Annotated in this window: 17 protein-coding genes and 1 pseudogene; 6 read left to right on the plus strand and 12 right to left on the minus strand. The window is 58.8% G+C overall.

Annotated elements, in window-relative coordinates; all coding sequences use genetic code 11:
* Positions 1 to 22: 22 nt before the first annotated feature.
* Entirely contained in the window at positions 23 to 655 is a 633-nt protein-coding gene (locus XMD517_RS02170) for a J domain-containing protein (RefSeq protein ID WP_055192602.1), read from the minus strand.
* Positions 656 to 729: 74 nt separating this feature from the next.
* On the opposite strand from XMD517_RS02170, the gene XMD517_RS02175 reads away from it, so the two are divergent.
* Complete coding sequence (locus XMD517_RS02175; protein WP_173487234.1) at positions 730 to 987, plus strand: BolA family transcriptional regulator; 258 nt, start codon at positions 730 to 732, stop codon at positions 985 to 987.
* Positions 988 to 990: 3 nt separating this feature from the next.
* Here the strand turns inward: XMD517_RS02175 and XMD517_RS15830 are convergent, their stop codons facing one another.
* The 4 genes from XMD517_RS15830 to pepN all read right to left on the minus strand — a co-directional run bounded on the left by XMD517_RS15830 (position 991) and on the right by pepN (position 7,590).
* Complete coding sequence (locus XMD517_RS15830; RefSeq protein WP_173488068.1) at positions 991 to 1,362, minus strand: DUF4177 domain-containing protein; 372 nt, start codon at positions 1,360 to 1,362, stop codon at positions 991 to 993.
* A gap of 113 nt (positions 1,363 to 1,475) precedes the next feature.
* Positions 1,476 to 3,191: a U32 family peptidase C-terminal domain-containing protein gene (locus XMD517_RS02185; protein WP_173487232.1), complete on the minus strand. Its 1,716-nt coding sequence runs from the start codon at positions 3,189 to 3,191 to the stop codon at positions 1,476 to 1,478.
* A gap of 90 nt (positions 3,192 to 3,281) precedes the next feature.
* Positions 3,282 to 4,796: an Asp-tRNA(Asn)/Glu-tRNA(Gln) amidotransferase subunit GatB gene (gene gatB, locus XMD517_RS02190; RefSeq protein ID WP_173487231.1), complete on the minus strand. Its 1,515-nt coding sequence runs from the start codon at positions 4,794 to 4,796 to the stop codon at positions 3,282 to 3,284.
* A gap of 229 nt (positions 4,797 to 5,025) precedes the next feature.
* Positions 5,026 to 7,590: an aminopeptidase N gene (pepN, locus tag XMD517_RS02195; RefSeq protein WP_173487230.1), complete on the minus strand. Its 2,565-nt coding sequence runs from the start codon at positions 7,588 to 7,590 to the stop codon at positions 5,026 to 5,028.
* 220 nt (positions 7,591 to 7,810) lie between these two features.
* Between pepN and XMD517_RS02200 the strand changes: the two genes are divergently transcribed.
* Both XMD517_RS02200 and XMD517_RS02205 read left to right on the plus strand, forming a co-directional pair.
* Positions 7,811 to 9,958, plus strand: a complete 2,148-nt coding sequence (locus XMD517_RS02200; protein ID WP_173487229.1) for a malate synthase G — start codon at positions 7,811 to 7,813, stop codon at positions 9,956 to 9,958.
* 13 nt (positions 9,959 to 9,971) lie between these two features.
* Positions 9,972 to 10,397, plus strand: a complete 426-nt coding sequence (locus XMD517_RS02205; protein WP_173487228.1) for a heme-binding protein — start codon at positions 9,972 to 9,974, stop codon at positions 10,395 to 10,397.
* 19 nt (positions 10,398 to 10,416) lie between these two features.
* Here the strand turns inward: XMD517_RS02205 and XMD517_RS02210 are convergent, their stop codons facing one another.
* Complete coding sequence (locus XMD517_RS02210; protein ID WP_173487227.1) at positions 10,417 to 10,620, minus strand: DUF378 domain-containing protein; 204 nt, start codon at positions 10,618 to 10,620, stop codon at positions 10,417 to 10,419.
* Between the two features lie 69 nt (positions 10,621 to 10,689).
* A pseudogene (locus XMD517_RS02215) lies at positions 10,690 to 11,109 on the minus strand (fasciclin domain-containing protein); the annotation flags it as partial.
* 259 nt (positions 11,110 to 11,368) lie between these two features.
* Here XMD517_RS02215 and XMD517_RS02220 point away from each other — a divergent pair.
* Together XMD517_RS02220 and XMD517_RS02225 are read left to right on the plus strand one after the other, a co-directional pair.
* Positions 11,369 to 11,983 (plus strand): cupin domain-containing protein, encoded by a 615-nt coding sequence (locus XMD517_RS02220; protein WP_173487225.1) that lies wholly within the window; start codon positions 11,369 to 11,371, stop codon positions 11,981 to 11,983.
* A gap of 203 nt (positions 11,984 to 12,186) precedes the next feature.
* Positions 12,187 to 12,942 carry a gamma-glutamyl-gamma-aminobutyrate hydrolase family protein gene (locus XMD517_RS02225; RefSeq protein ID WP_173487224.1) on the plus strand — a complete coding sequence of 252 codons (756 nt, stop codon included), beginning with the start codon at positions 12,187 to 12,189 and terminating at the stop codon, positions 12,940 to 12,942.
* A gap of 22 nt (positions 12,943 to 12,964) precedes the next feature.
* Here the strand turns inward: XMD517_RS02225 and XMD517_RS02230 are convergent, their stop codons facing one another.
* From XMD517_RS02230 to XMD517_RS02245, 4 genes are all read right to left on the minus strand, one after another.
* A complete protein-coding gene (locus XMD517_RS02230; RefSeq protein ID WP_173487223.1) occupies positions 12,965 to 14,965 on the minus strand; it encodes a Hint domain-containing protein in 2,001 nt (666 codons plus the stop codon).
* A gap of 146 nt (positions 14,966 to 15,111) precedes the next feature.
* Positions 15,112 to 17,316 (minus strand): Hint domain-containing protein, encoded by a 2,205-nt coding sequence (locus tag XMD517_RS02235; protein ID WP_173488067.1) that lies wholly within the window; start codon positions 17,314 to 17,316, stop codon positions 15,112 to 15,114.
* Positions 17,317 to 17,508: 192 nt separating this feature from the next.
* Complete coding sequence (locus tag XMD517_RS02240; protein ID WP_173487221.1) at positions 17,509 to 19,743, minus strand: molybdopterin cofactor-binding domain-containing protein; 2,235 nt, start codon at positions 19,741 to 19,743, stop codon at positions 17,509 to 17,511.
* A 1-nt stretch (position 19,744) separates the two neighbouring features.
* Positions 19,745 to 20,221, minus strand: a complete 477-nt coding sequence (locus tag XMD517_RS02245; protein WP_173487220.1) for a (2Fe-2S)-binding protein — start codon at positions 20,219 to 20,221, stop codon at positions 19,745 to 19,747.
* A gap of 129 nt (positions 20,222 to 20,350) precedes the next feature.
* Here XMD517_RS02245 and XMD517_RS02250 point away from each other — a divergent pair, with 129 nt between their 5' ends.
* Positions 20,351 to 20,947 (plus strand): TetR/AcrR family transcriptional regulator, encoded by a 597-nt coding sequence (locus XMD517_RS02250; RefSeq protein ID WP_173488066.1) that lies wholly within the window; start codon positions 20,351 to 20,353, stop codon positions 20,945 to 20,947.
* A gap of 83 nt (positions 20,948 to 21,030) precedes the next feature.
* Here XMD517_RS02250 and XMD517_RS02255 read toward each other — a convergent pair whose 3' ends face one another.
* Complete coding sequence (locus tag XMD517_RS02255) at positions 21,031 to 22,182, minus strand: pyridoxal phosphate-dependent aminotransferase (protein ID WP_173487218.1); 1,152 nt, start codon at positions 22,180 to 22,182, stop codon at positions 21,031 to 21,033.
* Positions 22,183 to 22,258: the final 76 nt, after the last annotated feature.

The raw sequence follows: 22,258 nt of genomic DNA on the forward strand, positions 1-22,258 counted from the left end.
TTCCGCTGTCATGAAAATGCGCTTATTTGAAGCTGCGGCTGTCCTTGATCTGGTCCCAGGCCCAGACCACTTCCTGCAGTTGCTCTTCCTGGCTGCGATCGCCGCCATTCATATCGGGGTGCAGCACCTTGATCAGCTTCTTATAGGCCTTGCGTACCTCGGCCTTGGTCCAGTGATCCTTGGCTTCCAGAATCTCGATCGCGCGCCGTTCGGTCGGGGGCAGGCGTCGGGTCGAGCCGGTGACGGATTTGCCCGGGTTTTGCGTGGCGTTTTCCCCAAGCACCTGATGGGCGTCATCAATGCCCAGGCGGGCCCAGGCCCGCTGTTCCTCGGTCTGTTTGCCAAACGGTTTGGTTTCACGTTCCCAGACCCGATCCTTGTCGGCCTGTTCGTTGATTTCTTCTTCGCTGGCGCCGTCAAAGAAGTTCCATTTCAGGTTATATTCGCGCACATGGTCTTTGCAGAACCATTTGAACTCATCCAGATGATCCGGCGAGCGGGGCGCGCGGTATTTCCCGGCCTCTTTACAGGTTGGGTGTTCACATTCACGGGTTGAGGTTTCAAACGCCCCAGACATCCCACGCCTGCCGCGCGGGTTCTTCTTCTTGGCGGAAGAAACCGAAATATCGAAACCAAAAGGATCGTCGTTTGCCATTAGTTCACTCTTTTCGACTCGGACCAGAGAGTTTAGTGGATTTTGCAGATGTTTGAAGAGGGAAGCGTCCGAAAATGACCCGCCGAGACCAGATTTTTTCCAAGCTCGAAACCGCGTTTGAACCGCAACATCTTGAAGTGATTGATGAAAGCGAAATGCACCGGGGGCATGCAGGGTATCAGGACGGGGGCGAAAGCCATTTCCGCGTTGTGATCCATGCGCAGAAGCTCGCCGATCTTAGCCGCGTTGCGCGCCATCGGGCCGTGCATCAGGCCATTGGCGCGGACCTGATGGGACAGATCCACGCACTGGCGCTTGATATCAAGGCTTGAGGGTCAGGCGCTGTCACCATCGCGCGACAGGGCAGGGGCATCTGCGGGCACCTCGTTGGCCTTGGCGGCTGAGGGCAAGGCAGGGGCGTTTGTCTCTTCCACGGGGGGAGCGGCCACCGTGGGGGATGTGTCTTTCACATCATCCCAGGCACGTTCGCGCCGAAACACCAGAAGGTTGCGGAAGGTTGAGGTCTTGCCCGTCAACCCCTTGCGCTCTTCAGACGGCAAGGTCTCGGCACGCTGATAATCCCAGCCCGCTGCCGCCATTTCATTCAGCAAATCGGACATGGCCAGGGCAAACCGATCTTCGGATGTTTTGACACCTTTGGCTTTCTTGCCCCGTGAGGGCGCGGGGATGACGCGGTATTCGTACATGGAACCTGTCTCGCTGTGTTTGGGTTCGTGGGATGTAGCATTTTGGCGGGGTTCTGACCAGCCGCCAAACAGGCGACCAGTCATCATATGGCCAAATTTTGCCAGCATCTGCATCAGCGCAGAATCGGCACGTCGCTTTGGGGCAGATCTGCAAATGTGGGATCCGCAGGGGCAAACGGGGCTGCGGCCAGACGGAGTTCGTTTGCTTCGGCCCGGGTCAGCTGTTCACCCTGCTTGCGCTTAAGCAAAACCTCGCGCGCCTTGGCATATTGGTCGCCCTGCCAGAAGATCAGGCAGCCGTTGCAGCCCTTGCCACAGCAACCATCGGTGCCGACCCGGTTGGTTTTATAGCGCATCTCACGCCCATCTTCGGCAATCGCCTCGGACAGGGCATCGCGGCGTTTTTCATAGGCTTTGGGGTTTTCTTTTCCAGTGATCTCAAGCCCTTGGGTGAGCTTATCAAAGCGGATCCGTTTCCACTGTTCATCCGTCAGCGCCTTTTCCTTGCGCATCACGGTGAAGGCCGGGAACTGCGCCTTGAGGTGGTCCAGGTCCTCATGATCAAACAGCGCAAAAGGCACGCGGATGGTGGTTCTGGTGCCGCCCTGCACCACCTCTTTCACCTCACCCGTTTCGGCATCCTCAAAATCATACATCCGCAGCAAAACGGTTTCGCGTGCGATGGGAGAGATGAACTCCAGCACTTCGCCCGCTTCGAGCTTGTTTTTCACCTCGATCAGGAAAGCGTCCTGGGTGACCTCTTTCACAACCCCGGCATATTCCCACTGCGCCAAGGACGCGGTGTGTTCGTAGTCATGTGAATAATTGGTCAGTCGGCCATTGTGGAAAGCCAGCGTGTAGCCGCGGTTCCCCACCGCCTCGAGCTCGCGCATATAGGGTTTCGGATCCCAGTTCTCGGGATCGGCGTAATAATCGTCGATGGCCATGCGATAGGCGCGGGCGACAATGGCACAGTAATATTCCGACTTGCCGCGCCCTTCGACCTTTAGGCTGTCCACACCGATTTTCAGGTATTCATCCAGCTTGGGCATGATGCACAGGTCACGCGAGTTGAGGATATAGGAGCCGCGCCCATCCTCCTCGATTGGCATGAATTCCCCGGGGCGCACGCCCTCTTCAAGTAGGAATTCAAACATATCGGCGTTGTCTTCAGTGATGTTCAGATCTTCGATCGTGCCATCCTTCAGGCGCATCCGCACGCCGTAATTCCAGCGGCAGGAATTGGCGCAATTGCCCTGGTTCGCCCCGCGTTCGGCCATGAAATTCGACAATAGGCAGCGACCGGAATAGGTCATGCACATGGCGCCGTGGACGAACGCCTCTAGCTTTACATCCGGGCATTGTTCGCGGATTTCCACCAGCTCCGGGTAAGACACTTCGCGCGCCAGCACCACAAGCTCCGCCCCCTGATCCTCCCAGAATTTCACTGACAGCCAGGAACAGACATTGGCCTGGGTCGAAATATGCAGCGGCAGTTCAGGCGCGCGGGTGCGCACGTATTGAAACACGCCGGGATCCGCAATGATCAGCCCGTCGGGCTTCACCTTGCGCACCGTGTCGATATATTCGTCGAGCTTCGGGATGTCCTTGTTGTGGCTGAACAGGTTCAGGGTCAGATAGGCGCGGCGCCCATGCTGGTGGCAGAATTCGACCCCTTCGATCACATCTTCCAGCGAGAACTGCGACTTGGTGCGCAGCGACATGTCCGGCGTGCCCAGATAGACCGCGTCAGCGCCATAAAGCACCGCCATTTTCAGCTTTCGCAGATTGCCCGCAGGCATCAGGAGTTCAGAGCGTCGTTCAGTCATATCATCATCCGTATGTTCGCGCAGTCGGCTGATTGGAAGAAATGGCAAAGGCCCCGCAGCGGGGGCCTTATACCAGAAATGTCGACAAAATCAGAGGCCCAGCTTGGCCGTCACGATGTCATTCACGGCTTTCGGGTTGGCCTTGCCGCCGGTGGCTTTCATCACTTGCCCCACGAAGAAGCCGACCAGTTTCGGGTTTTGCTTGGCCTTTTCGACCTGAGCGGGGTTGGCGGCGATCACCTCGTCCACGGCCGCTTCGATGGCGCCGGTATCCGTCACCTGCTTCATGCCGCGGGCTTCGACAATCTCGGCCGGGTCACCGCCTTCGGTATAGACGATTTCAAACAGATCCTTGGCGATCTTGCCGGAAATATCGCCCTTGGTGATGAGCGCGATGATGCCCCCCAGTTGCTCGGGAGAGACCGGGCTGTCGGTGATCGAATGATCTTCTTTTTTCAGGCGACCAAAGAGTTCATTGATCACCCAGTTTGCGGCCAGCTTGCCGTCACGCCCCTCGGCCACTTTCTCGAAAAAGGCGGCGTTTTCCGCTTCGGCGGTCAAAACGCCCGCGTCATATTCCGACAGGCCGAAATCGGTGACAAAACGCGCTTTTTTCTCATCCGGCAGTTCCGGCAGGGTGTCGGCAATCCCGTCTACCCAGTCCTGTTCGATCTCGAGCGGCAGCAGGTCAGGGCAGGGGAAGTAGCGATAATCATGCGCTTCTTCCTTTGACCGCATCGAGCGGGTTTCGTTCTTGTCCGGGTCGTACAGGCGGGTTTCCTGCACCACTTCGCCCCCGTCTTCGACAATGGCGATCTGACGGCGGGCCTCATACTCAATCGCGGCCTGAATGAAGCGCATCGAGTTCATGTTCTTGATTTCGCAGCGGGTGCCGAGATGCGAGAAATCCTGCGTCTCCATGTATTTCTCATATTGCCCCGGACGACAGACCGAGACGTTCACGTCCGCGCGCAGGTTGCCGTTTTGCATGTTTCCATCACAGGTGCCGAGATACCGCAGGATCTGGCGCAGCTTGGTGACATAGGCCGCGGCCTCTTCCGGGCCACGAATATCCGGGCGTGAGACGATTTCCATCAGCGCAACACCGGTGCGGTTCAGGTCCACGAAAGACATGTTGGGATCCATGTCATGCACCGATTTGCCGGCATCCTGTTCCAGGTGGATACGCTCGATCCGAACCTTGCGCGCGACACCCGGTGCCATGTCGACAATCACTTCGCCTTCGCCCACGATCGGGTGATACAGCTGCGAAATCTGATAGCCCTGCGGCAGGTCCGGGTAGAAATAGTTCTTGCGGTCAAAGGCCGAGAACAGGTTGATATCCGCCTTCAGTCCCAACCCGGTGCGCACCGCCTGCTCTACGCAATATTCATTGATGACCGGCAACATGCCCGGCATGGCGGCATCCACGAAAGCCACGTTGGAGTTGGGCTCGGCGCCGAACTTGGTTGATGCGCCGGAAAACAGTTTGGCGTTGGAGCTGACCTGGGCGTGGATTTCCATCCCGATAACCAGTTCCCAATCTTCCTTTGCCCCGGCAATGACTTTTGGTTTCGGGGTTTCATAGGCGAGATGATCCAACATATGTGCTTTCCCATGATTTCGTTTCCCCTGCCTTCTAGGGCAGGGCGCGAGCCGGGGCAAGGGGGCTGGCGATTGGTCTGTCGGTGGTGCGTGGCGTGGGATCAGGGCGGGGATCATCAAGGGGCGCTGCCCCTCGCGCGACAAGCGCGCTCACCCCGGGATATTTGAAACAAGAAAAAAGGGCGGCGGAACAGGCCGCCACCCTTCAGGGATTGGAAAAAGGGGTGGGTCAGCCGTTCAGAATGCGGCTGACCATTTCCTGCGTGTCCGAGGACAGATCCGGGGAGGCAAGGATCCGTTCCAGCGCCGTTTTCATCAGCGCCTGCCGGTCCACATCCCAGCGTTTCCAGGTTTCAAAGCCTGAGCTCATGCGGGCGGTGATCTGCGGGTTGACCGGATCAAGCCGGATCAGCCAGTCGGCAAAGAGCGCATAGCCCTTGCCCGAGGCGTCGTGGAAACCCGGTTGGTTCATCATCAGGGCGCCGAAGAGGGCGCGGAAGCGGTTGGGGTTTTTCCAGTTGAAATCCGCGTCTTTCGTCAGCTCAGCGGCGATTTCGGCCGCACGATCCGGGGTGCCATGGGCCACCTGCATGGCAAACCACTTGTCCATGACCAGGGCGTCGCCCTCAAACCGGTTGCGGAAATCTGCAAGCGCTGCTTCGCCTTTCTGCACGTCGAGCAGGCAGCCAAGTGCGCCCAGGCGCAGGGTCATGTTGTCGGCCTGATCATATTGTGCCTGTGCCGCAAGGCCGCCGTCCAGCCGGTTGGTGAGCTTCAGCACCTCCAGCCCAAGGGCACGTTTGCCAGCTTGTTCTGCATTGGGTTGAAACGCGTCGGTCACGGTCATTTCCGCGCTCAGCCTTGGCAGCAGGTCCTGCAGGTGTTCGGCCATTTGCTGGCGAAGGGTCTGATGGGCGTTGTATATCGCCATCGGATCGGGGGTCATTCCCGCATCTGCCAGCGTCTGTGCCAGATCATCTTGCCCCGGCAGCCCCATTGCAAGCGCCCGGAAGGCGGGATCGAGGCTGTCATCACGCAGCATCGCGGCCACGGCATCAAGATAGGCCCCGCCGGGGGTGCTCTCGCCAGTGATCATCCCGATCAGGACATCTTTTGCCAGGGTCCGCCCGGCTTCCCATTTGTTGAACGGATCGGTGTCATGGGCGAGCAGGAAGGCGCGCTCTTCGGCAGAGCTTTCGCGCTCCAAGATCACCGGGGCCGAGAAATGGCGCAGGATCGAGGGGGTGGGTTTCGCGACCAGCCCGCTGAAGCTGAAGCTTTGCGCGGCGTCTGTCACTTCGAGGATTTGCGTGCCGAGCACTTCATCCCCATTGGCGCCAAGCAGCCCAACCGCCACGGGAATATGCTGTGGCAGCTTTTCAGCCTGACCAGGTGTCGGCGGAGTTTTTTGTTCAAAATGAAGGGTATAGGTGCCATCCTCAAACCGATCTGTCACCTTCAGGCGCGGGGCGCCGGCCTGTTTGTACCAGCGACGGAACTGGGTCAGGTCACGCCCGGTGCTGCCTTCAAAGACCCGCACCCAATCTTCGATGGTCGCGGCCTCGCCATCATGGCGGGCAAAGTAAAGATCCAGCGCCTTGTAATATTCCTCATGCCCCACCAGCGTCTTCATCATGCGAATGAGTTCGGCACCTTTTTCATAGATCGTCGCCGTGTAGAAATTGTTGATTTCAACAAAACTGTCGGGCTGGACCTGATGGGCAAGCGGGCCGTTATCTTCGCGGAACTGTCGACCGCGTAGGGCGATGACATCATTGATCCGGCACACGGCCTCGGATCGCATGTCGCCGGAAAACTGCTGATCGCGGAACACGGTCAGCCCTTCCTTGAGGCTGAGCTGGAACCAATCCCGGCAGGTGATCCGGTTTCCGGTCCAGTTGTGGAAATACTCATGCGCGATGATCGCTTCGATCCGCTCGAAATTCGCATCTGTCGAGGTGTCGGGTGAGGCGAGCACGGCGGAGGTGTTGAAGATGTTCAGCCCCTTGTTCTCCATCGCGCCCATATTGAAATCGCTCACGGCAACAATCTGGAAAATATCGAGATCATATTCACGCCCATAGACCTCTTCATCCCATTTCATGCTGTCTTTCAGCGCCTGCATGCCAAAAGCGGTCTTGCCCTCGTCTCCGGGGCGCACCCAGAGTTTCAGATCGACCTCTTTGCCCGACATGGTGGTGAACCTGTCGTCGCGCGCCACCAGATCGCCTGCCACAAGGGCAAAGAGATAAGCGGGTTTTGGCCAAGGGTCATTCCATTCTGCCCAGCCATCGCCCGCGGCCACCGGGTTGCCGTTCGACAGCATCACCGGCTGGTCCCCTTCGATGCGCACCTTGAAAGGGGCCATGACATCCGGGCGATCAGGGTAATAGGTGATGCGGCGGAACCCTTCGGCCTCACATTGGGTGCAATACATGCCGTTTGACATGTAAAGCCCTTCCAGCGCGGTGTTGGCCTCGGGATTGATATCGACCTCAGCTTCCCAGACGAACGCAGCATCCGGCACGTCGCAGCGCAGGCCACCGTCAACCAGCTCCGGGGTGACGTCCTTGCCGTCGATCCTTGCGGAAATCAGGGTCAGATACTCTCCGTGCAGGAAAAATTCCCTGCTTGCGGCAGCCGGATTGGGTTTGAAGCGGATTTTCGAAGAGACACGCGTGGCGGTGGGGGCAAGCTTGAAGCTCAGCGCCACCTCCTCCACCAGATAGGCCGGTGGGGTGTAGTCGGAAAGGTGGATTTTCTGCGGTGCCTGGTTCTGGGCCTGTTCGGTCATGTCGGGGAGCCTTTGATATGTTTGGCGCTAACGTAATTCGCCCGGTGAGGGGCTGCAAGCAGAACGAATGGTGAGAGGGCGGGGCGGATTGTCAGGGCTCGCGACGGAAAAACTCACCTGTCGGTTCAGTTTCCCTTAACTGACCTGCCGAGGATTTCAATTGCCTGCCAACGCTGTTTGGGGGAGTTTGCCTGTAACAGATCGCAAAGAGAGGTGCCCCATGACCGACTATACCAACCGTGCCGGACTGTCCGTCGCTGCCGAGCTGGCCGCATTCCTTGAAGATCGGGCATTGCCGGGAACCGGGGTGGACGCGGGGACGTTCTGGTCGGGATTTGCGGATCTGGTGGCAGACCTCATGCCCAAAAACCGCGCCCTGCTGGAGCGGCGGAGCGCGCTGCAAAAGCAGTTGGATACATGGCATATCGCCCATCGTGGGCAACCACACGATCCCGTGGCCTATCGGTCTTTCCTTGAGGAAATCGGATATCTGGTGCCGGAAGGCCCGGATTTTGAGATCGGGACGGAAAATGTCGACCCGGAAATCGCCCTGATCCCGGGACCGCAGCTGGTTGTGCCGATCATGAATGCGCGTTTTGCACTCAATGCGGCCAATGCGCGTTGGGGCAGCCTGTATGACGCGCTTTACGGCACCGACGCAATGGGGGATCTGCCCGAGGCTGGGGGCTATGATGCTGCGCGCGGCGCGCGGGTGATCGACTGGGCCAAGGGGTTTCTGGACAAGGCTGTTGCGCTGGAGGGGGGCAATTGGTCGGACGTGCGTGGATTGCGTATCGAAGACGGGCTGGTGATCTCGACCGCAGGGGGCGAGGCGCGCCTTGCCACGCCGAAAAACTTCGTTGGGGCGGCGGAAGATGGGTCCGAATTTGTCTTCAAGCATAACGGATTGCATGTGGTTGTTTGTGTGGATGCCTCTCACCCGATTGGCAAGGATGACCCGGCAAATATCTCGGATGTCATCCTGGAAAGCGCCATGTCCACCATCATGGATTGCGAAGACAGTGTCGCCGCGGTGGATGCCGAAGACAAGGTGCTGGCCTATTCCAACTGGCTGGGCCTGATGCGGGGGGATCTGGAAGAAAGCTTTGAAAAATCGGGCAAGACCATCACCCGCAAGATGAACCCGGACCGCACCTATATCGACAGCGACGGGCAGCCGATCACCCTGAAGGGCCGGTCGTTGATGCTCGTGCGGAATGTGGGCCATTTGATGAGCAACCCCGCGATCCTGACCTCTGAGGGAGAAGAGATCGGCGAGGGGCTGATGGACGCAATGATCACCACGCTCATCGCCATGCATGACCTGTCGCGCACCGGCGGGAACTCGGTGACCGGGTCGGTTTACGTGGTGAAGCCCAAGATGCATGGGCCGGAAGAGGTTGCCTTCTCGGATGAGATCTTTAGCCGGGTCGAAGCGGTGCTGGGCCTGCCACGGTATACGGTCAAGCTGGGCATCATGGATGAGGAGCGCCGCACGTCTGTGAACCTCAAGGAATGCATTCGCGCGGCCAAATTTCGTGTGGCCTTTATCAATACCGGCTTCCTGGATCGCACCGGGGATGAAATTCATTCCTCGATGGAGGCGGGCCCCATGATCCGCAAGGGGGATATGAAAGGGTCGAAATGGATTGCCTCATACGAGGATCGAAATGTGGATATCGGGCTGGCTTGTGGTCTGAAGGGCAGGGCGCAGATCGGCAAAGGTATGTGGGCGATGCCCGACAGGATGGGTCAGATGCTCGCAGACAAGATCGGTCACCCGAAAGCGGGTGCCACCTGCGCCTGGGTGCCCAGCCCAACCGCTGCCACCCTGCATGCCACGCATTACCACGACATCAATGTGCTGGCCCGTCAGGAGGCGCTGCGCAAAGGTGGCGCGCGTGGGCGCCTTGATGATCTGTTGACCATTCCGGTGGCAGATGGGGTGAACTGGTCTGGCGAGGATATCCGCCAGGAGGTGGAAAACAACGCGCAGGGAATTCTTGGCTATGTGGTGCGTTGGGTCGATCAGGGGGTGGGGTGCTCAAAAGTGCCGGACATTCATGATGTGGGCCTGATGGAAGACCGCGCCACCTGTCGGATCAGTTCCCAGGCCCTCGCGAACTGGCTGCACCATGGTGTGGTCAGCGAGGAGGAGGTGATGGCAGCTCTGAAAAAGATGGCGGCGATTGTGGATGCGCAGAACGCGGAGGACCCGGCCTATCGCCCGATGGCGCCCGATTTTGAGGGTCAGGCGTTTCAGGCCGCTTGTGATCTTGTGTTCAAGGGACGGGTGCAACCGTCCGGCTATACCGAACCGGTGCTGCATGCGCGGCGCCTTGCATTGAAGGCCGCATTGGCCGGGTGAAAAAGGAAAAGTGATGACACTCACAGTGGAACAGGCGCGCGAAATCATTCGTGTGGCCAAGGAAAAGGGCCGGGATGAGGGGATGAAGCCCCTGTCGGTTGTGGTGGTGGATGCGGGCGGTCATGTGATTGCGTTTGAACGCGGCGAAGGCGCCCCTCCGGGCCGGTTCGATATTGCCCAGGGCAAGGCTTATGGCTCGATCATGCTGGGGATTGGTGGCACGGCCCAGCGCGACCGGGCTGAAGCGCAGAGCTATTTCATCCTCGCCGCCAATGGCGCCTATAACGGGCGTCTGGTGCCGGTGCCGGGGGGCATACTGGTGCGAAATGAAACCGGTGCGGTGATCGGTGCGGTTGGTGTCACCGGGGATACGTCGGAAAATGACCTGCTCGCAGGGGCTGCAGGCATTGACGCGGTGGGGCTCACCGCCGAGGGGTAAGCCCCGTTTCAGCTTCGGGTCAGGCGGTTGCCTTCAGGCACCGGCTGGCCCCAACCAGCTGATAGACCGCCGAGACGCCCACCAGCAGATAGACAATGCGCGACAGGATTGACATGTCGCCCAGCAGCGCCGCAACAAGATCAAAATTGGCAAGGCCGACAAGGCCCCAGTTCACCCCGCCGATACAGACGAGGATCAGGGTGGTGAGATGGGTATAAGTCATAACATTTCCTTTCCGTGTTTAAGAGTGGCCGCGCCATTTCTGGCGCGACCGGCCTGATATACTCGGGCCTCAATTCGCAGGGATCAGCACCTTGTCGATCACGTGGATCACGCCGTTGCTGGCGCCCACATCTGCGGTGGTGACCTTGGCGTCATTGATCATCACGCTGCCATCCATGACTTTCACGGACACGTCGCTGCCATTGACGGTGGTGGCAGAGGTCAGTTGCACCACATCGCCGGACATCACTTTTCCGGGCACCACGTGATAGGTGAGGATCGCGGTCAGTTGGTCCTTGTTTTCAGGCTTCAGCAGCGTCTCCACAGTGCCTTCCGGCAGGGCGGCAAAGGCTTCGTCCGTGGGGGCAAAGACAGTGAACGGGCCGTCGCCTTTCAGGGTTTCGACAAGGTCGGCAGCATCAAGAGCAGCCGCCAGTGTATTGAAGCTCCCGGCTGAGACCGCGGTGTCCACGATATCAGGGCCGCTTCCCGCATATGAGGTTCAGGCCGCAAGCGGGGCCATCGCAAGGGCCAGTACAAGAGTGGTGTTTTTCAGGTTCAGCGTCTTGAACGACATTGTAACGCTCCTTTTTTGGTTTGAATTTGGAGAACAATAGTTTCATGATGTGAAAGTTACTTGCGTCACAACCCACTTTTTCGTGATGTGAATAATTCTGTAATATGAGTAAAATAATCTATACCTTCTTTCCGGAGGGGCAAAAGAAACCGAAAAGGAAAGGGACATCCCCATGTTGTCAGACACGCTGATCGAGCAGATCGACGCCTATCGAATCGGCCCGAAAATCCATCAGTTGCGCACCGACAAGCGGCTGGGGCTGGCGCAGTTGGGGGAACATACCGGCCTCTCTGCCGGGATGCTGTCCAAGATTGAACGCGGTGTGGTGGTGCCCACATTGCCAACTCTTGTGCGCATCTCTCTTGTGTTCGGCGTCGGGCTGGATCACTTTTTCACGCCGGAAGATGCCCGACCGACAGCCGTGCATGTGCGCGCTGAGGACCGGATCAAATTGCCGATCGACGGGCAGGAGGGCGTGTCCTACCTGTTCGAAAGCCTGGATTTCCCGGTGCCTGATCGCCTGCTCGAAGCGTATCTGGCCGAGTTTCCTGAAATAGGACGCCCTTCAAAGCCCCATGCCCATAAAGGGGTTGAACTGGTCTATGTGATCGAGGGGCAGATCGCACTGACCATTCATGGTCGGCGCCATCTGCTTGTTCAGGGAGATGCCTTTTATTTTGATGCGGATTATGACCACCAATATGAAAATGCGACATCCGACGGCGAGCGGGCGCGGGCCCTCGTCGCGGTTGCGCCGCATTTGCCAAGTTCGGCGCGCGGGTTGTAAACTTCCTCGGGTCGAAACTCAATCAAGGCTTCGCCCGCCCTTCCTGATCTGCTATCACGCCTAAAGCGTTTCGAGATTAACTTGAGATACAAATTGATTTCGAAACGCCCGCAACATCAGTAGGTTTCGAGTGTTTCGACTCATTATTGTGTCTCAATAATAAGTCGAAACACTTTAGAAAGACGCATTAAACCGGAGCACATATGACCCGCCCCGTCATTGGTATCATCGGCAATTTCTACACCTTGAATGATCAATACCCCACCCATGCGGGCGGAACGATGAATTCAGAGGCGATCAGTCAGGTGGCGCATTGCCTGCCCCTGATCGTGCCCAGCCACCCGGATTTTGTCTGCGTGAACGAATTGCTGGATGTCTGCGACGGTTTTCTGTTCACCGGTGGGCGTCCCAACGTGCATCCCGAGGAATATGGCGAAGATCCCACCGAAGCACATGGCGAGTTTGACCGTTGCCGGGATGCGATTACCCTGCCGCTGATCCGGGCCTGCGTCGACCGCGGCCAGCCCTTCTTTGGTATCTGTCGCGGGTTTCAAGAGGTGAATGTGGCGATGGGCGGCACGCTCTATCCGGAAATCCGTGAACTTCCCGGCCGGATGAACCACCGGATGCCCCCGGATGGCACGCTCGATGAAAAGTTTGAAATCCGGCATGATGTGCATTTCACCCAAGGGGGGGCGTTTCACAAATTGCTGGGCAAAACCACGGTGCGCACCAACACGCTGCACGGACAGGGGATCAAAACCGCAGGCCCTCGTGTGGTGATCGAAGGCCATGCGGATGACGAGACGCCCGAAGCAATTGTCATCCGGGACGCGCCGGGGTTCACGCTGTCGGTGCAATGGCACCCGGAATATAAGGCGGCCGAAGACCCGGTGTCCCGCCCCCTGTTCGAAGCTTTCGGCGACGCGGCCCGCGCCTGGAAGGCGGCCAAGGTCTGAGTGTGAAACCCGTTATGGGGCGTCACCCCGCCAGCAAGAGGCGCGTTTCGTAACGGCGCAGCACGCTGCGGGCTGTCTTGCCATAGCCGGTGTTTGAGCAGCGCAGCGCGGGAAACAGGGCAAGCACCTCCTCCCTTGTTTGGGTGTCCAGGCCAGCAAGTGTGGGCCAGGCCGGGTGAAAGCTCTCGGTCGGGACCCCTTCGGAATAGATCACTTCGTGCTGATCAAACAGAAGGTGATAATAGGTCACCTCTGATGCCTCCTCGCGGTAGATGGTTTCGCCATTGATCATGTGACAGGCCGGAACAAGGACTTCGGGCGTGTCAAACAGAAGGGTCGCCTTGGGGGACTTCAATAAGATCCGGTGCTGTGGGCTGACAAGAAGCGGGCGGGAGTTTCCAATCGCGTCTTTGCAAAAGCGAATGGGGGCCAGCCTGCCTTGGGCCGCGACATGGCTCTTCCCGATCCAGAGCAGGGGCTGCAACCCATTGTCACGGGTGATGATCAGATCCCCCGGGCGCAGATCCTGAACGGGGCGCGGCCCGAATGGGGTTTCAATCTGCGTACTGCCCGCAAAACATATGATAATCTGTTCGAAATTCGTGAAGGTCACCACGGTGCCATCCGACAATGTGGCGGTGCCGGCCTCCGGGTCTGTTTCGCTGATCACCACGTCGGACCAGTCATTGACCAGGCCGTTCAGGTCCAACACGTCGATATCGCTGTTGTCGCCGTCTTCGCCGCCATCCAGGGTGATGGTCGGGCCGGAACCATCCAGCGCATCTGTCGGGTCCAGTTCAAACCGGTCCGACCCGGTCCCACCCGAAGCGGTGTCGCCCGCCCCAACATGGATCAGATCCTCTCCGTCTCCTCCATGAAGCGTGTCGGATCCCGACCCGCCGGTCAGCGTGTCATCCCCTCCGTTGCCATCGATGAAATCATCCCCGGCGCCACCTGAAAGGCTGTCATTCCCGGCAATCGGGTCGACTGGGACCGGGGTGAAACTGACCGAGGTCAGGTGATAGTCCGATCCATCCGTTCCGTCAGTCTGGGGAAGGGCGGTAAAGACGATCTGGTCAAAGTTTCCGTGGCCGGAGATGTCCACCGTGCCACTGCCTGTGCCTGCGCCCTGTTCGGTAAAGTCGCCTTCCGCAACCAAAACACCATCATTGTAGATCGCCCAGTGACCGGCCTCTGCATAGGTTGAGGTGTAGAGATTGGCAAAGCTGAAGCTTGCTTCACTTGCCTCCCCATCAAGTGTGACCGTCACGTTTTCGGACAGGCCCGAAGCAAGGTCATAGCCGATTTGCGAGGTGACCGAGCTGTCGCTGTCAGAGACAGTGCCGCTTGCCCCGAACCCGCCGCCGGAATAGGTGGCAATGTTGCTGCTGCTCGCGGTTGTCAGCGACCCGCCAACAACATTCTGCGCGGTGACCGTATATCCATTTGTGGTGTCGGTGAAATTGCCTTCGTTGATCGTGATCGGATCAGGCACGCCAGCAGAGAGGTCGTCATCGCCATAAATGCTGTCGTTGCCATCGCCCCCTTCAATCGTGTCGGATCCTGTGCCGCCATAGATCGTATCGTCGCCATAACCGGCGTCCACGTAATCGTCGCCTGCTCCGGCATCGACCACATCTGCATTGTTCCCGGCCGCGCCATCCCCCCCGTCGACCTTTTCCCCGTCTTCATCGGTGAAACTCGCGTCGATCACATCCGCGCCATCCCCTCCGGTCAGCACGTCATCTGTTGTGGAATAGCTTGGCGCAGAGGTGGCGGATGCGGATGAAATTGTATCAACCGGGCCATAGTCCGAGGTGAAATAGACATTCCCATCCGAGCCCAGATAATATGTTCCCGTCTCGGTTTCATTGGTATAGGTGGTGCCGCCATATGTGCCGCTCCAGGTCCAGCTTCCGCTGCCAAGGATTGTATCGACGTTAAAACTGGTCGTGGGGCCGACGATTGTGTCGCCACTGTCCAGTGAACCATCACCAAGTTGTACCAGATACCCCGTTGCCATAGGTTCCCCCACCATACGCGCAGATTTCGGCAGCTTGCCTGTTGCGGCTTAGATTGGGTGTGAGAAGGAAAAAAAGACTGAAAATTTTGCGAATTATCAGTGTTTCGCGGCGCTTTTTGTTTCGGATTTGAAGCGAATTCAACCGATCACGCGACCAGGTTCAGTGTGCGGGCCTCGTGATGGCGCAAGACCATGCGCGCGGTTTGGCCATAGCTGTTTGGCGCAGACCGCAGCTCTGGGAAAAGGGTAAACAACTCCTCACGCGCCGCGGGGCTGATAGCGGCCAGGCCCTGATGGCCGGGGTGAAAGCTCTCACTTGCGGTGCCTTCGCTATACACCACCTCATGCTGATCGAAGAGCAGGTGATAATACGTCACCTCGTGGCGGTCTTCTTGAAAGATCGTGCGCCCGTTGATCAGGTGCTTGGCGGGGATCATGACTTCGCTCTGGTCAAATAACAAATTTGCATCCGCCCCACGGTAGAGCATCCTGTGTTGCGGGCTGACCAGCAGGGCGCGGCTGTTGCCAAAGGCCCCCTTTGCAAAGCGAACCGGGGCAAGATCCCCCTGTCCCTTTACAGTCTTGGATCCAATCCAGCGCAGGGGCTGGACCCCGTTATCACGGGTGAGGACCAGATCGCCGGGGCGCAGATCCTGAACCGGACGGGGGCCATAGGGGGTTTCAATCCGGGTGCCACGGGTAAAGCAGATGATCAGGTTTTCGATATTGGAAAAAGTGACCACCGTGCCATCGGTCAGGGTGGCGGTGCCGTTTTCGGCGTTGCCCGGATCGAACACCACATCAGACCAGTCATTGACCAGCCCTTTGAGGTCGAGCGTATCAATGTCGCTGTCATCTGCGTCTTCGCCGCCATCCACGGTAATTGTCGGGCCAGAGCCATCCAGAGCGGCGGTCAGGTCGAGGTTGAAGATATCAGAATGGGCCCCACCTTCGGCCACGTCACCTGCGCCCAAAAGGAACTCTTCAGTGCCATCCCCGCCATAAAGATGGTCCTGACCGGCATCCCCGACCAGCGTGTCATCCCCGTCTTCCCCATAGATCGTGTCATTGCCCGCCCCGCCGCTCAGGCTGTCATCGCCGGAGATCGGGATCGGCGTGAAGTGAATGTCGGTAATGTCGACCGCATGGGTGACCGTATCGCCATTTGCATATTCAATGATGATTTGTGACACCGGGCCGGGGATCTCGACCAGCAGCGAGGCTTCCGGATTGAAGGTGTCGTAGCTGCCGTTGCCCGTTGCGGTGTTGCCGCTGACCAGAATGCCGCTGCCCGCCGTAAGGTTGACCGCCACCGGGTTCCCATCCGCATCAAAGGCGGTGATTGTGACCTGATCGATATGGTTGCCCGCAACCGCGTCAAGGTCGTTGATGCGGAAGGAAACATCAGAAACTTCTCCGGTGACATTCGCACCGGTGGCCGCCGCAAAATCAACGGTCAGGACCGCCGTTTCCGCATCGCCGTTTCCATATAGGCGGCCGGCTGAGTTGGTATCGTATCCACCAGAACCAACATATTGGGTGTTTCCGGTTTCAACCGTGAAGGTTGTGGCGTTGTTGCCCGGATCGGAAAACCCGATTGTGACATCAATCTCGCCTGTGTTTTGGGTAAACCCCCCGGTCAGATCGGTGCCTTGCGTGCCCTGATCCGTCCAGTCGAGCACCTCTTCTGCAGCAAGGGGGGTGTCGGGATGGCCGAAATCCCCATAGATCAGATCATCGCCATCCCCGGCGAGAACGGTGTCATTCCCGCCGCCTGCCTCAACCTCGTCGCCCTGACCGGAGGGGCCGGACCCGTGCCCATCGTCAATGGCGTCCCCTTCCGGGTCGCCCGCATAGCCTGCGTCGATGACTTCATTCCCGCTGGTGCCGTCAACCAGATCATCCCCCAGAAACTGGTCGGAATAGGTGAAGGCAATATCACCAGAGGAGACATCGGGCGAGCTGTCAAACTCCACCACCTCGTAAGAACGCCCCGGCACAAGCGGCACTTCGGACAGGGTGTAATATCCTGCGGCGCCCCCGGACAGGACGTGGAAGGTGGCAACCTGAAATTCCTCGCCGGTGACGGTGTCGCGCAGCGTCCACATTTCTTCGGCTTCAACCGATGCCCCGGTTGAGCTGCCCGTGCCAAGGGTGACATCTGCCGTGGCCGTCTCTCCGCCACCATCGTCACCGTCAAGTGTCAGACCTTCGATGCCGGCTTCATTGTCAGTGATGATGGCAACACCGGCAGCGGTGGCTGAACCGGACCAGGACACGGTGGCCCCAACCGTCTGTCCAAGAATGAACAGCGGGTCCGTATCATAGAACTCTAGCGTATACGTTGCCATTTTGTGTTTGCTCAGCCGTCAATTGGGGGCTGTTTCACGGACGAACCCCTCGATTGTCCCCATTTTTCGGACAATTCAGCCGAAATTTAGGCAAAATTGGCGCAAACTACGGTAAAGCTGCGATTTTTTGGCAAGAAACCGTGTGTTTCTAAAGATCTCCCATTTGGAAACAATCTGGTGGAGGGCAGCGGTTCAGCTGGAAAACTGGAACTGCTCCATCAGGGGCAGATGGCGTGCGCGGGTGCCGGTCAGGTCAAACAGGGCATTGGCCAGCGCAGGCGCGGCAGGGGGGGTGCCCGGTTCGCCAACCCCGCCCATCCGCTCCATGTTTTGCAAAAGCTTGACATGAAACCGGGGCGTGACCCCCATGCGCAGCGCGTCATAATCCGGGAAGTTTTCCTGTTGCGCCATTCCGTCAGAAAAGGTGATCTGTCCGTGGATGGCCGCTGACAGGCCGAAAACGGCGCCCCCGGTCAGTTGGGCTTCTGCGTTGAGCGGATCAAGCACCGTGCCAAGATCTGCCGCGATCCACATGTCGTTCAGGCGGATCAGCCCCTCTGCATCGCGTTCCACTTCCACCACCTGGGCCACCGCGGTGCCGAAGGTAAACCCAAATGCCACGCCACGCCCGATATTGTCCGCGGTCTTGCCGGTCCAGCCGGACATGTCGCGCACGGTTTCCAGAACCGTAGCGGAGGGGGCGTGTTGTGGGCGGATGTGGCGCAGGCGGAAGTCCAGCGGGTCCACAGCTGCCTCATGGGCCAGTTCGTCGATAAAGCTCTCGTGGAAAAAAACGTTCTGACTGGAGCCGACCGAGCGCCAAAACCCGACCGGGATCGCAACATCCGCCGCGTATCCTCTGAACCGCTGATTGGGAATGTCATAGGGCTGGTCATGCGCCCCTTCGGTAAGGGTGTTGTCCGACGGGTTCATTTCGACCCCGAGCATGTTGGTCAGAAGCTGTTTCATGATTGATGGTGCGGCCATCTGGCCGTCCAGCGCAGCAATCCGGCCGTTTTCCAGCACCCCGCGCATCCGGGCGATGGCCCCGGGGCGATAGTGATCATGGCGCATGTCTTCTTCGCGCGACCAGGTGGTCTGCACCGGGGTGCCGGGCAAGGCCAGGGCGACCCGCGTGGCGATCTCGGCAAAATCCACCATGGCGCGCCGACCAAACCCGCCACCAAGAAACGTGGTGTGCACTTCAACATTCTCGGCATCCAGCCCGGCAGCGGCTGCGCATGTGTCGCGCACCAGAACCGGGGCCTGGTTGGGGGACCAGACCTCTAGCTTGCCATCGGTGTAAAGCGCGGTGGAGTTCATCGGTTCCATCGTCGCATGGGCCAGATATGGCACGCGATATTCCGCGGTCAGGGCATCGCCTGCAAAGGCGATGTCGGCGTTCCCTTCATCGCGCAAGGTGCAGTTGGCGGGCTGATCGAAAGCGGTCTCGATCTTTTCAAAAATCGCATCGTTTTCAGCGGGGTAGGGGGTGTCTCCCCATGTGACGTCAATTGCATTCACCGCCTCGATCGCCAGCCATGTGTTGCGTGCAATCACTGCCACACCATTGCCCAGATCGACCACTTTCTCGACCCCTGGCATGGTTTCGGTAGTGCTGGCATCAAATGAGAGCATTTCGCCCCCCAGCCGCGGGGACATGCGAACGGAGGCAAACCTCATGCCGGGCAGGCGGACATCCATGCCAAATGTCGCGGTGCCGGTTGCTTTCAGGGGTTGGTCCTTGCGCGGCTGGCTTTTGCCCAGATAGCGCCATTCGGAAGGGGATTTCAGGCGGGGGCTCTGTTCCGGGTCAAGTGTGGCGGCACGTGGGGCCAGCTCTGAATAGCTGAGGCGTGTGCCATCCGGCGCAATCACATGGCCGTCTTCGGTGCGCAGACGATCCAGCCCGACATTCAATTGCTGCGACGCCGCCATGAGCAACGTGGCGCGGGCAGAGGCCCCCGCCATGCGCATCTGTTGCATTCCGTCCAGTGCGGAGGTTGATCCGCCGGTGATCTGTAGCGACAGAAGTTTCGGAAAGGCCTGCGTGAGTGAGGCCGCCCAGCCATTGGGGGCAGGGTCCTGGCTTGCTTTGTAGTGGCGATCGGTTGCCAGGGCGCTGTTGTAATAGGCCTGGGCTGCGGGGCCGTGCAGGACCGTCACGGCGTCCAGATCCACGTCCAGCTCTTCCGCCACCATTGCGGCAAGCGTGGTCATCACGCCTTGGCCCATTTCGGAATGCGGCACCACGGCGCTCACCCCGTCTTGATTGATCACCACCCATGGGTTCAATGCGCCGTCCCTTTCCGACAAGGGATTGTCAGGGGTCTTGGCCAATTGATACGCGCCAAAGGCAACGCCCCCCGCCACGGCGGTTGAGGTGACGAGAAAGGCGCGCCGGGTGAAAGTCTTCAACTTGCCCATGTCAGGAGACCTCCATCATTCTGGCCGCATCATGGATGGCGGCCCGGATCCGGGGATAGGTGCCGCAGCGACACAGGTTGCCGGACATCGCGTCGTTGATGTCGTCATCTGTCGGGGCAGGGTTTTCTGCCAGAAGAGCGGCCGCCTGCATGATCTGTCCCGACTGGCAATACCCACATTGCGCCACCTGGTTGAGCACCCACGCCTCCTGCAGGGCGCTGAGTGCTTCCGGTGTTCCGATCCCTTCGATTGTGGTTACCGGCCCGTCGATATCTTCCAGCAGCACCTGGCAAGAGCGCACCGCTTCGCCGTCAATATGCACGGTGCAGGCGCCACAGGCCGCAACACCACAGCCGTATTTCGTGCCGGTCAGGCCAAGTTCATCGCGCAACACCCATAAAAGGGGCACGTCACCGGGCAAAGTGACCTGATGAGGGGTGTTGTTGATAACAAGGGTTCGGGTCGTGGGCTGAGACATCGGGATCCTCCGCAGCGAGTAATTGCGTAATGACAAAATGAGCCTAAAGTGTCAGTAAGTCAATTGACAAAATTTGACGAAAATGTCAGATTGGCGCTTCAGACCTCTTGCCGGATTGAAAGCCAGAACATGCCCGAAACCCCTGCAGACATAACCGTCGACGACAAGCAGATGGCCATTTTGATGGCCGCGCTGGAGGTGTTCCGGCTATATGGGTTTCGCCGCTCGTCGATGGAGGATATCGCCAAGACCGCGGGCATGTCGCGGGCGGCGCTGTATCTTCACTTTCGCAACAAACAGGATCTGTTTCGCCGCCTTGTTGTGGTGTTTTTCGCCCAGGCCGTCTGTGATCTGCGCGGGGAACTGCTGCGCGATCCCTCGCGTGCGGTGACGGATACGCTGGTTGCCGGGTTGCTGGCCAAGGGGGGGGCGGGGATGGAAGCCCTGTTCAATTCGCCTCATGGGCATGAGATGATGGAAGTGAAAACCTCCGCTGCAGAGGAGGAGGTGGCCGAAGGCATGGCGCAGCTTTCCTCGGTGCTGGCGGATTGGTTCGAAGATCAGGCCGCGCTGGGGCGTGTGGTGCTGGATGTCCCGGCGAGCGAAATGGCCAGGACCCTTTTGGATGGGCTGGATGGGGTCAAAGCCAATGCGACCAGCTATCAGCAATATCTGGACGGGGTCAGCCGACTGGGGCGTGTTTTTGGAAAAGCCCTGTCGGCCTGAGGCGCCGGGATATGATTTTCTTGCCCCGCAAGCCGTCCTGTCTGCCGCCCGAATCTTCTGTCGGAAACCAGGGCGGCGAAGGGTTAAATGTCTGCCTTCCGCCCGGCCATGAACGTTGCCAGACGTGCCACCCCTTCTTTGATATCCGCCGTTGAGCGGGCATATGAAAAGCGCAGGGTCTGAGCGCCACGGCGCGGGTCGAAATCCAAACCGGGCGTGACGGCGACGCCAGCCTTCTCCAGAATTTCGGCAGCAAAGGCCCGACTGTCGTTGGTATGTTCACTGACATCGCAATAGATGTAAAACGCACCATCCGCCGGCGCAAATTTGCCAAATCCGATCTTGGGGAGTTCTTCCGTCAGAATTTGACGATTTATTGCGTAAGTATCTAGGTTTGCGTCCAACTCCTCACGTGACTTCAGTGCCGCAATTGCCGCCACCTGACTGGCATGAGGGGCGCAAATAAACATATTCTGCGCGATACGTTCAACGTGGCGGATGTGATCCTCGGGCACGACCATCCACCCTACGCGCCAACCGGTCATCGAGAAATATTTCGAGAAGGAGTTGATCACGTAAATGTCGTCAGACACTTCCAGTGCCGAAATTGCCCGACCACCATATTGCAGCCCGTGATAGATTTCGTCCGAGATGAAGCTGGTGCCCTGCGCGTGACATTTCCCGATCAACGCCTCAAGCGCACCATGGTCCAGCATTGTGCCAGAGGGGTTGGCGGGGGAGGCGGTCAACATGCCCTGAAGGCCTTCGGGAATGTCTGATGGGACCGGTTGATAACGGTTTTCGGGGGCAGTCTGCAGCCCGACAGCTTCGATGCTCATGGCTTTGAGGATCTGCCGATAAGACGGGTATCCGGGTTCGCCCAGCCCCACTTTATCGCCCGCATCAAACAAGGCGGAAAAAGCAAGGATAAACGCCCCTGAGCTGCCCGGTGTGATCACCACACGCGCAGGGTTCAGGTCAAGATTATACCAATCTTTATAAAGCGTTGCGATGCCTTCCCGAAGTTCTGGAAGCCCCAGGGAAACCGTGTATCCCAACGCGTCTTTTTCCATCTCGCGCAGCAATGCCTCACGGGCTGCCCGCGGCGCGGGCGTTGACGGCTGGCCCACTTCCATATGGATGATATGTCGCCCGGCGGCTTCGGCGGCGCGGGCGGCTTCCATGACGTCCATCACGATAAAGGGGGCCACCTGGCCGCGGGTAGATTTGCGCATGTCGGTCCTCGAATTCTGATCCGGTTTGCCGGACAGGTGCCGCGCAAATGGCGTAAAGTCAACCTGCGGTAAGGGA

This window comes from Aliiroseovarius sp. xm-d-517, from assembly GCF_013283135.1.
GTDB lineage: Bacteria > Pseudomonadota > Alphaproteobacteria > Rhodobacterales > Rhodobacteraceae > Aliiroseovarius > Aliiroseovarius crassostreae.

What these genes read in the sequence shown, in the direction of transcription:
- XMD517_RS15830 (WP_173488068.1), bottom strand. Translation starts at nt 1,362, where the DNA reads ATGTACGAATACCGCGTCATCCCCGCGCCCTCACGGGGCAAGAAAGCC.
- XMD517_RS02200 (WP_173487229.1), top strand. Translation starts at nt 7,811, where the DNA reads ATGACCGACTATACCAACCGTGCCGGACTGTCCGTCGCTGCCGAGCTG.
- XMD517_RS02205 (WP_173487228.1), top strand. Translation starts at nt 9,972, where the DNA reads ATGACACTCACAGTGGAACAGGCGCGCGAAATCATTCGTGTGGCCAAG.
- gatB (WP_173487231.1), bottom strand. Translation starts at nt 4,796, where the DNA reads ATGTTGGATCATCTCGCCTATGAAACCCCGAAACCAAAAGTCATTGCC.
- XMD517_RS02185 (WP_173487232.1), bottom strand. Translation starts at nt 3,191, where the DNA reads ATGACTGAACGACGCTCTGAACTCCTGATGCCTGCGGGCAATCTGCGA.
- XMD517_RS02245 (WP_173487220.1), bottom strand. Translation starts at nt 20,221, where the DNA reads ATGTCTCAGCCCACGACCCGAACCCTTGTTATCAACAACACCCCTCAT.
- XMD517_RS02235 (WP_173488067.1), bottom strand. Translation starts at nt 17,316, where the DNA reads ATGGCAACGTATACGCTAGAGTTCTATGATACGGACCCGCTGTTCATT.
- XMD517_RS02240 (WP_173487221.1), bottom strand. Translation starts at nt 19,743, where the DNA reads ATGGGCAAGTTGAAGACTTTCACCCGGCGCGCCTTTCTCGTCACCTCA.
- XMD517_RS02175 (WP_173487234.1), top strand. Translation starts at nt 730, where the DNA reads ATGACCCGCCGAGACCAGATTTTTTCCAAGCTCGAAACCGCGTTTGAA.
- XMD517_RS02220 (WP_173487225.1), top strand. Translation starts at nt 11,369, where the DNA reads ATGTTGTCAGACACGCTGATCGAGCAGATCGACGCCTATCGAATCGGC.
- XMD517_RS02225 (WP_173487224.1), top strand. Translation starts at nt 12,187, where the DNA reads ATGACCCGCCCCGTCATTGGTATCATCGGCAATTTCTACACCTTGAAT.
- XMD517_RS02170 (WP_055192602.1), bottom strand. Translation starts at nt 655, where the DNA reads ATGGCAAACGACGATCCTTTTGGTTTCGATATTTCGGTTTCTTCCGCC.
- XMD517_RS02210 (WP_173487227.1), bottom strand. Translation starts at nt 10,620, where the DNA reads ATGACTTATACCCATCTCACCACCCTGATCCTCGTCTGTATCGGCGGG.
- XMD517_RS02255 (WP_173487218.1), bottom strand. Translation starts at nt 22,182, where the DNA reads ATGCGCAAATCTACCCGCGGCCAGGTGGCCCCCTTTATCGTGATGGAC.
- XMD517_RS02250 (WP_173488066.1), top strand. Translation starts at nt 20,351, where the DNA reads ATGCCCGAAACCCCTGCAGACATAACCGTCGACGACAAGCAGATGGCC.
- XMD517_RS02230 (WP_173487223.1), bottom strand. Translation starts at nt 14,965, where the DNA reads ATGGCAACGGGGTATCTGGTACAACTTGGTGATGGTTCACTGGACAGT.
- pepN (WP_173487230.1), bottom strand. Translation starts at nt 7,590, where the DNA reads ATGACCGAACAGGCCCAGAACCAGGCACCGCAGAAAATCCACCTTTCC.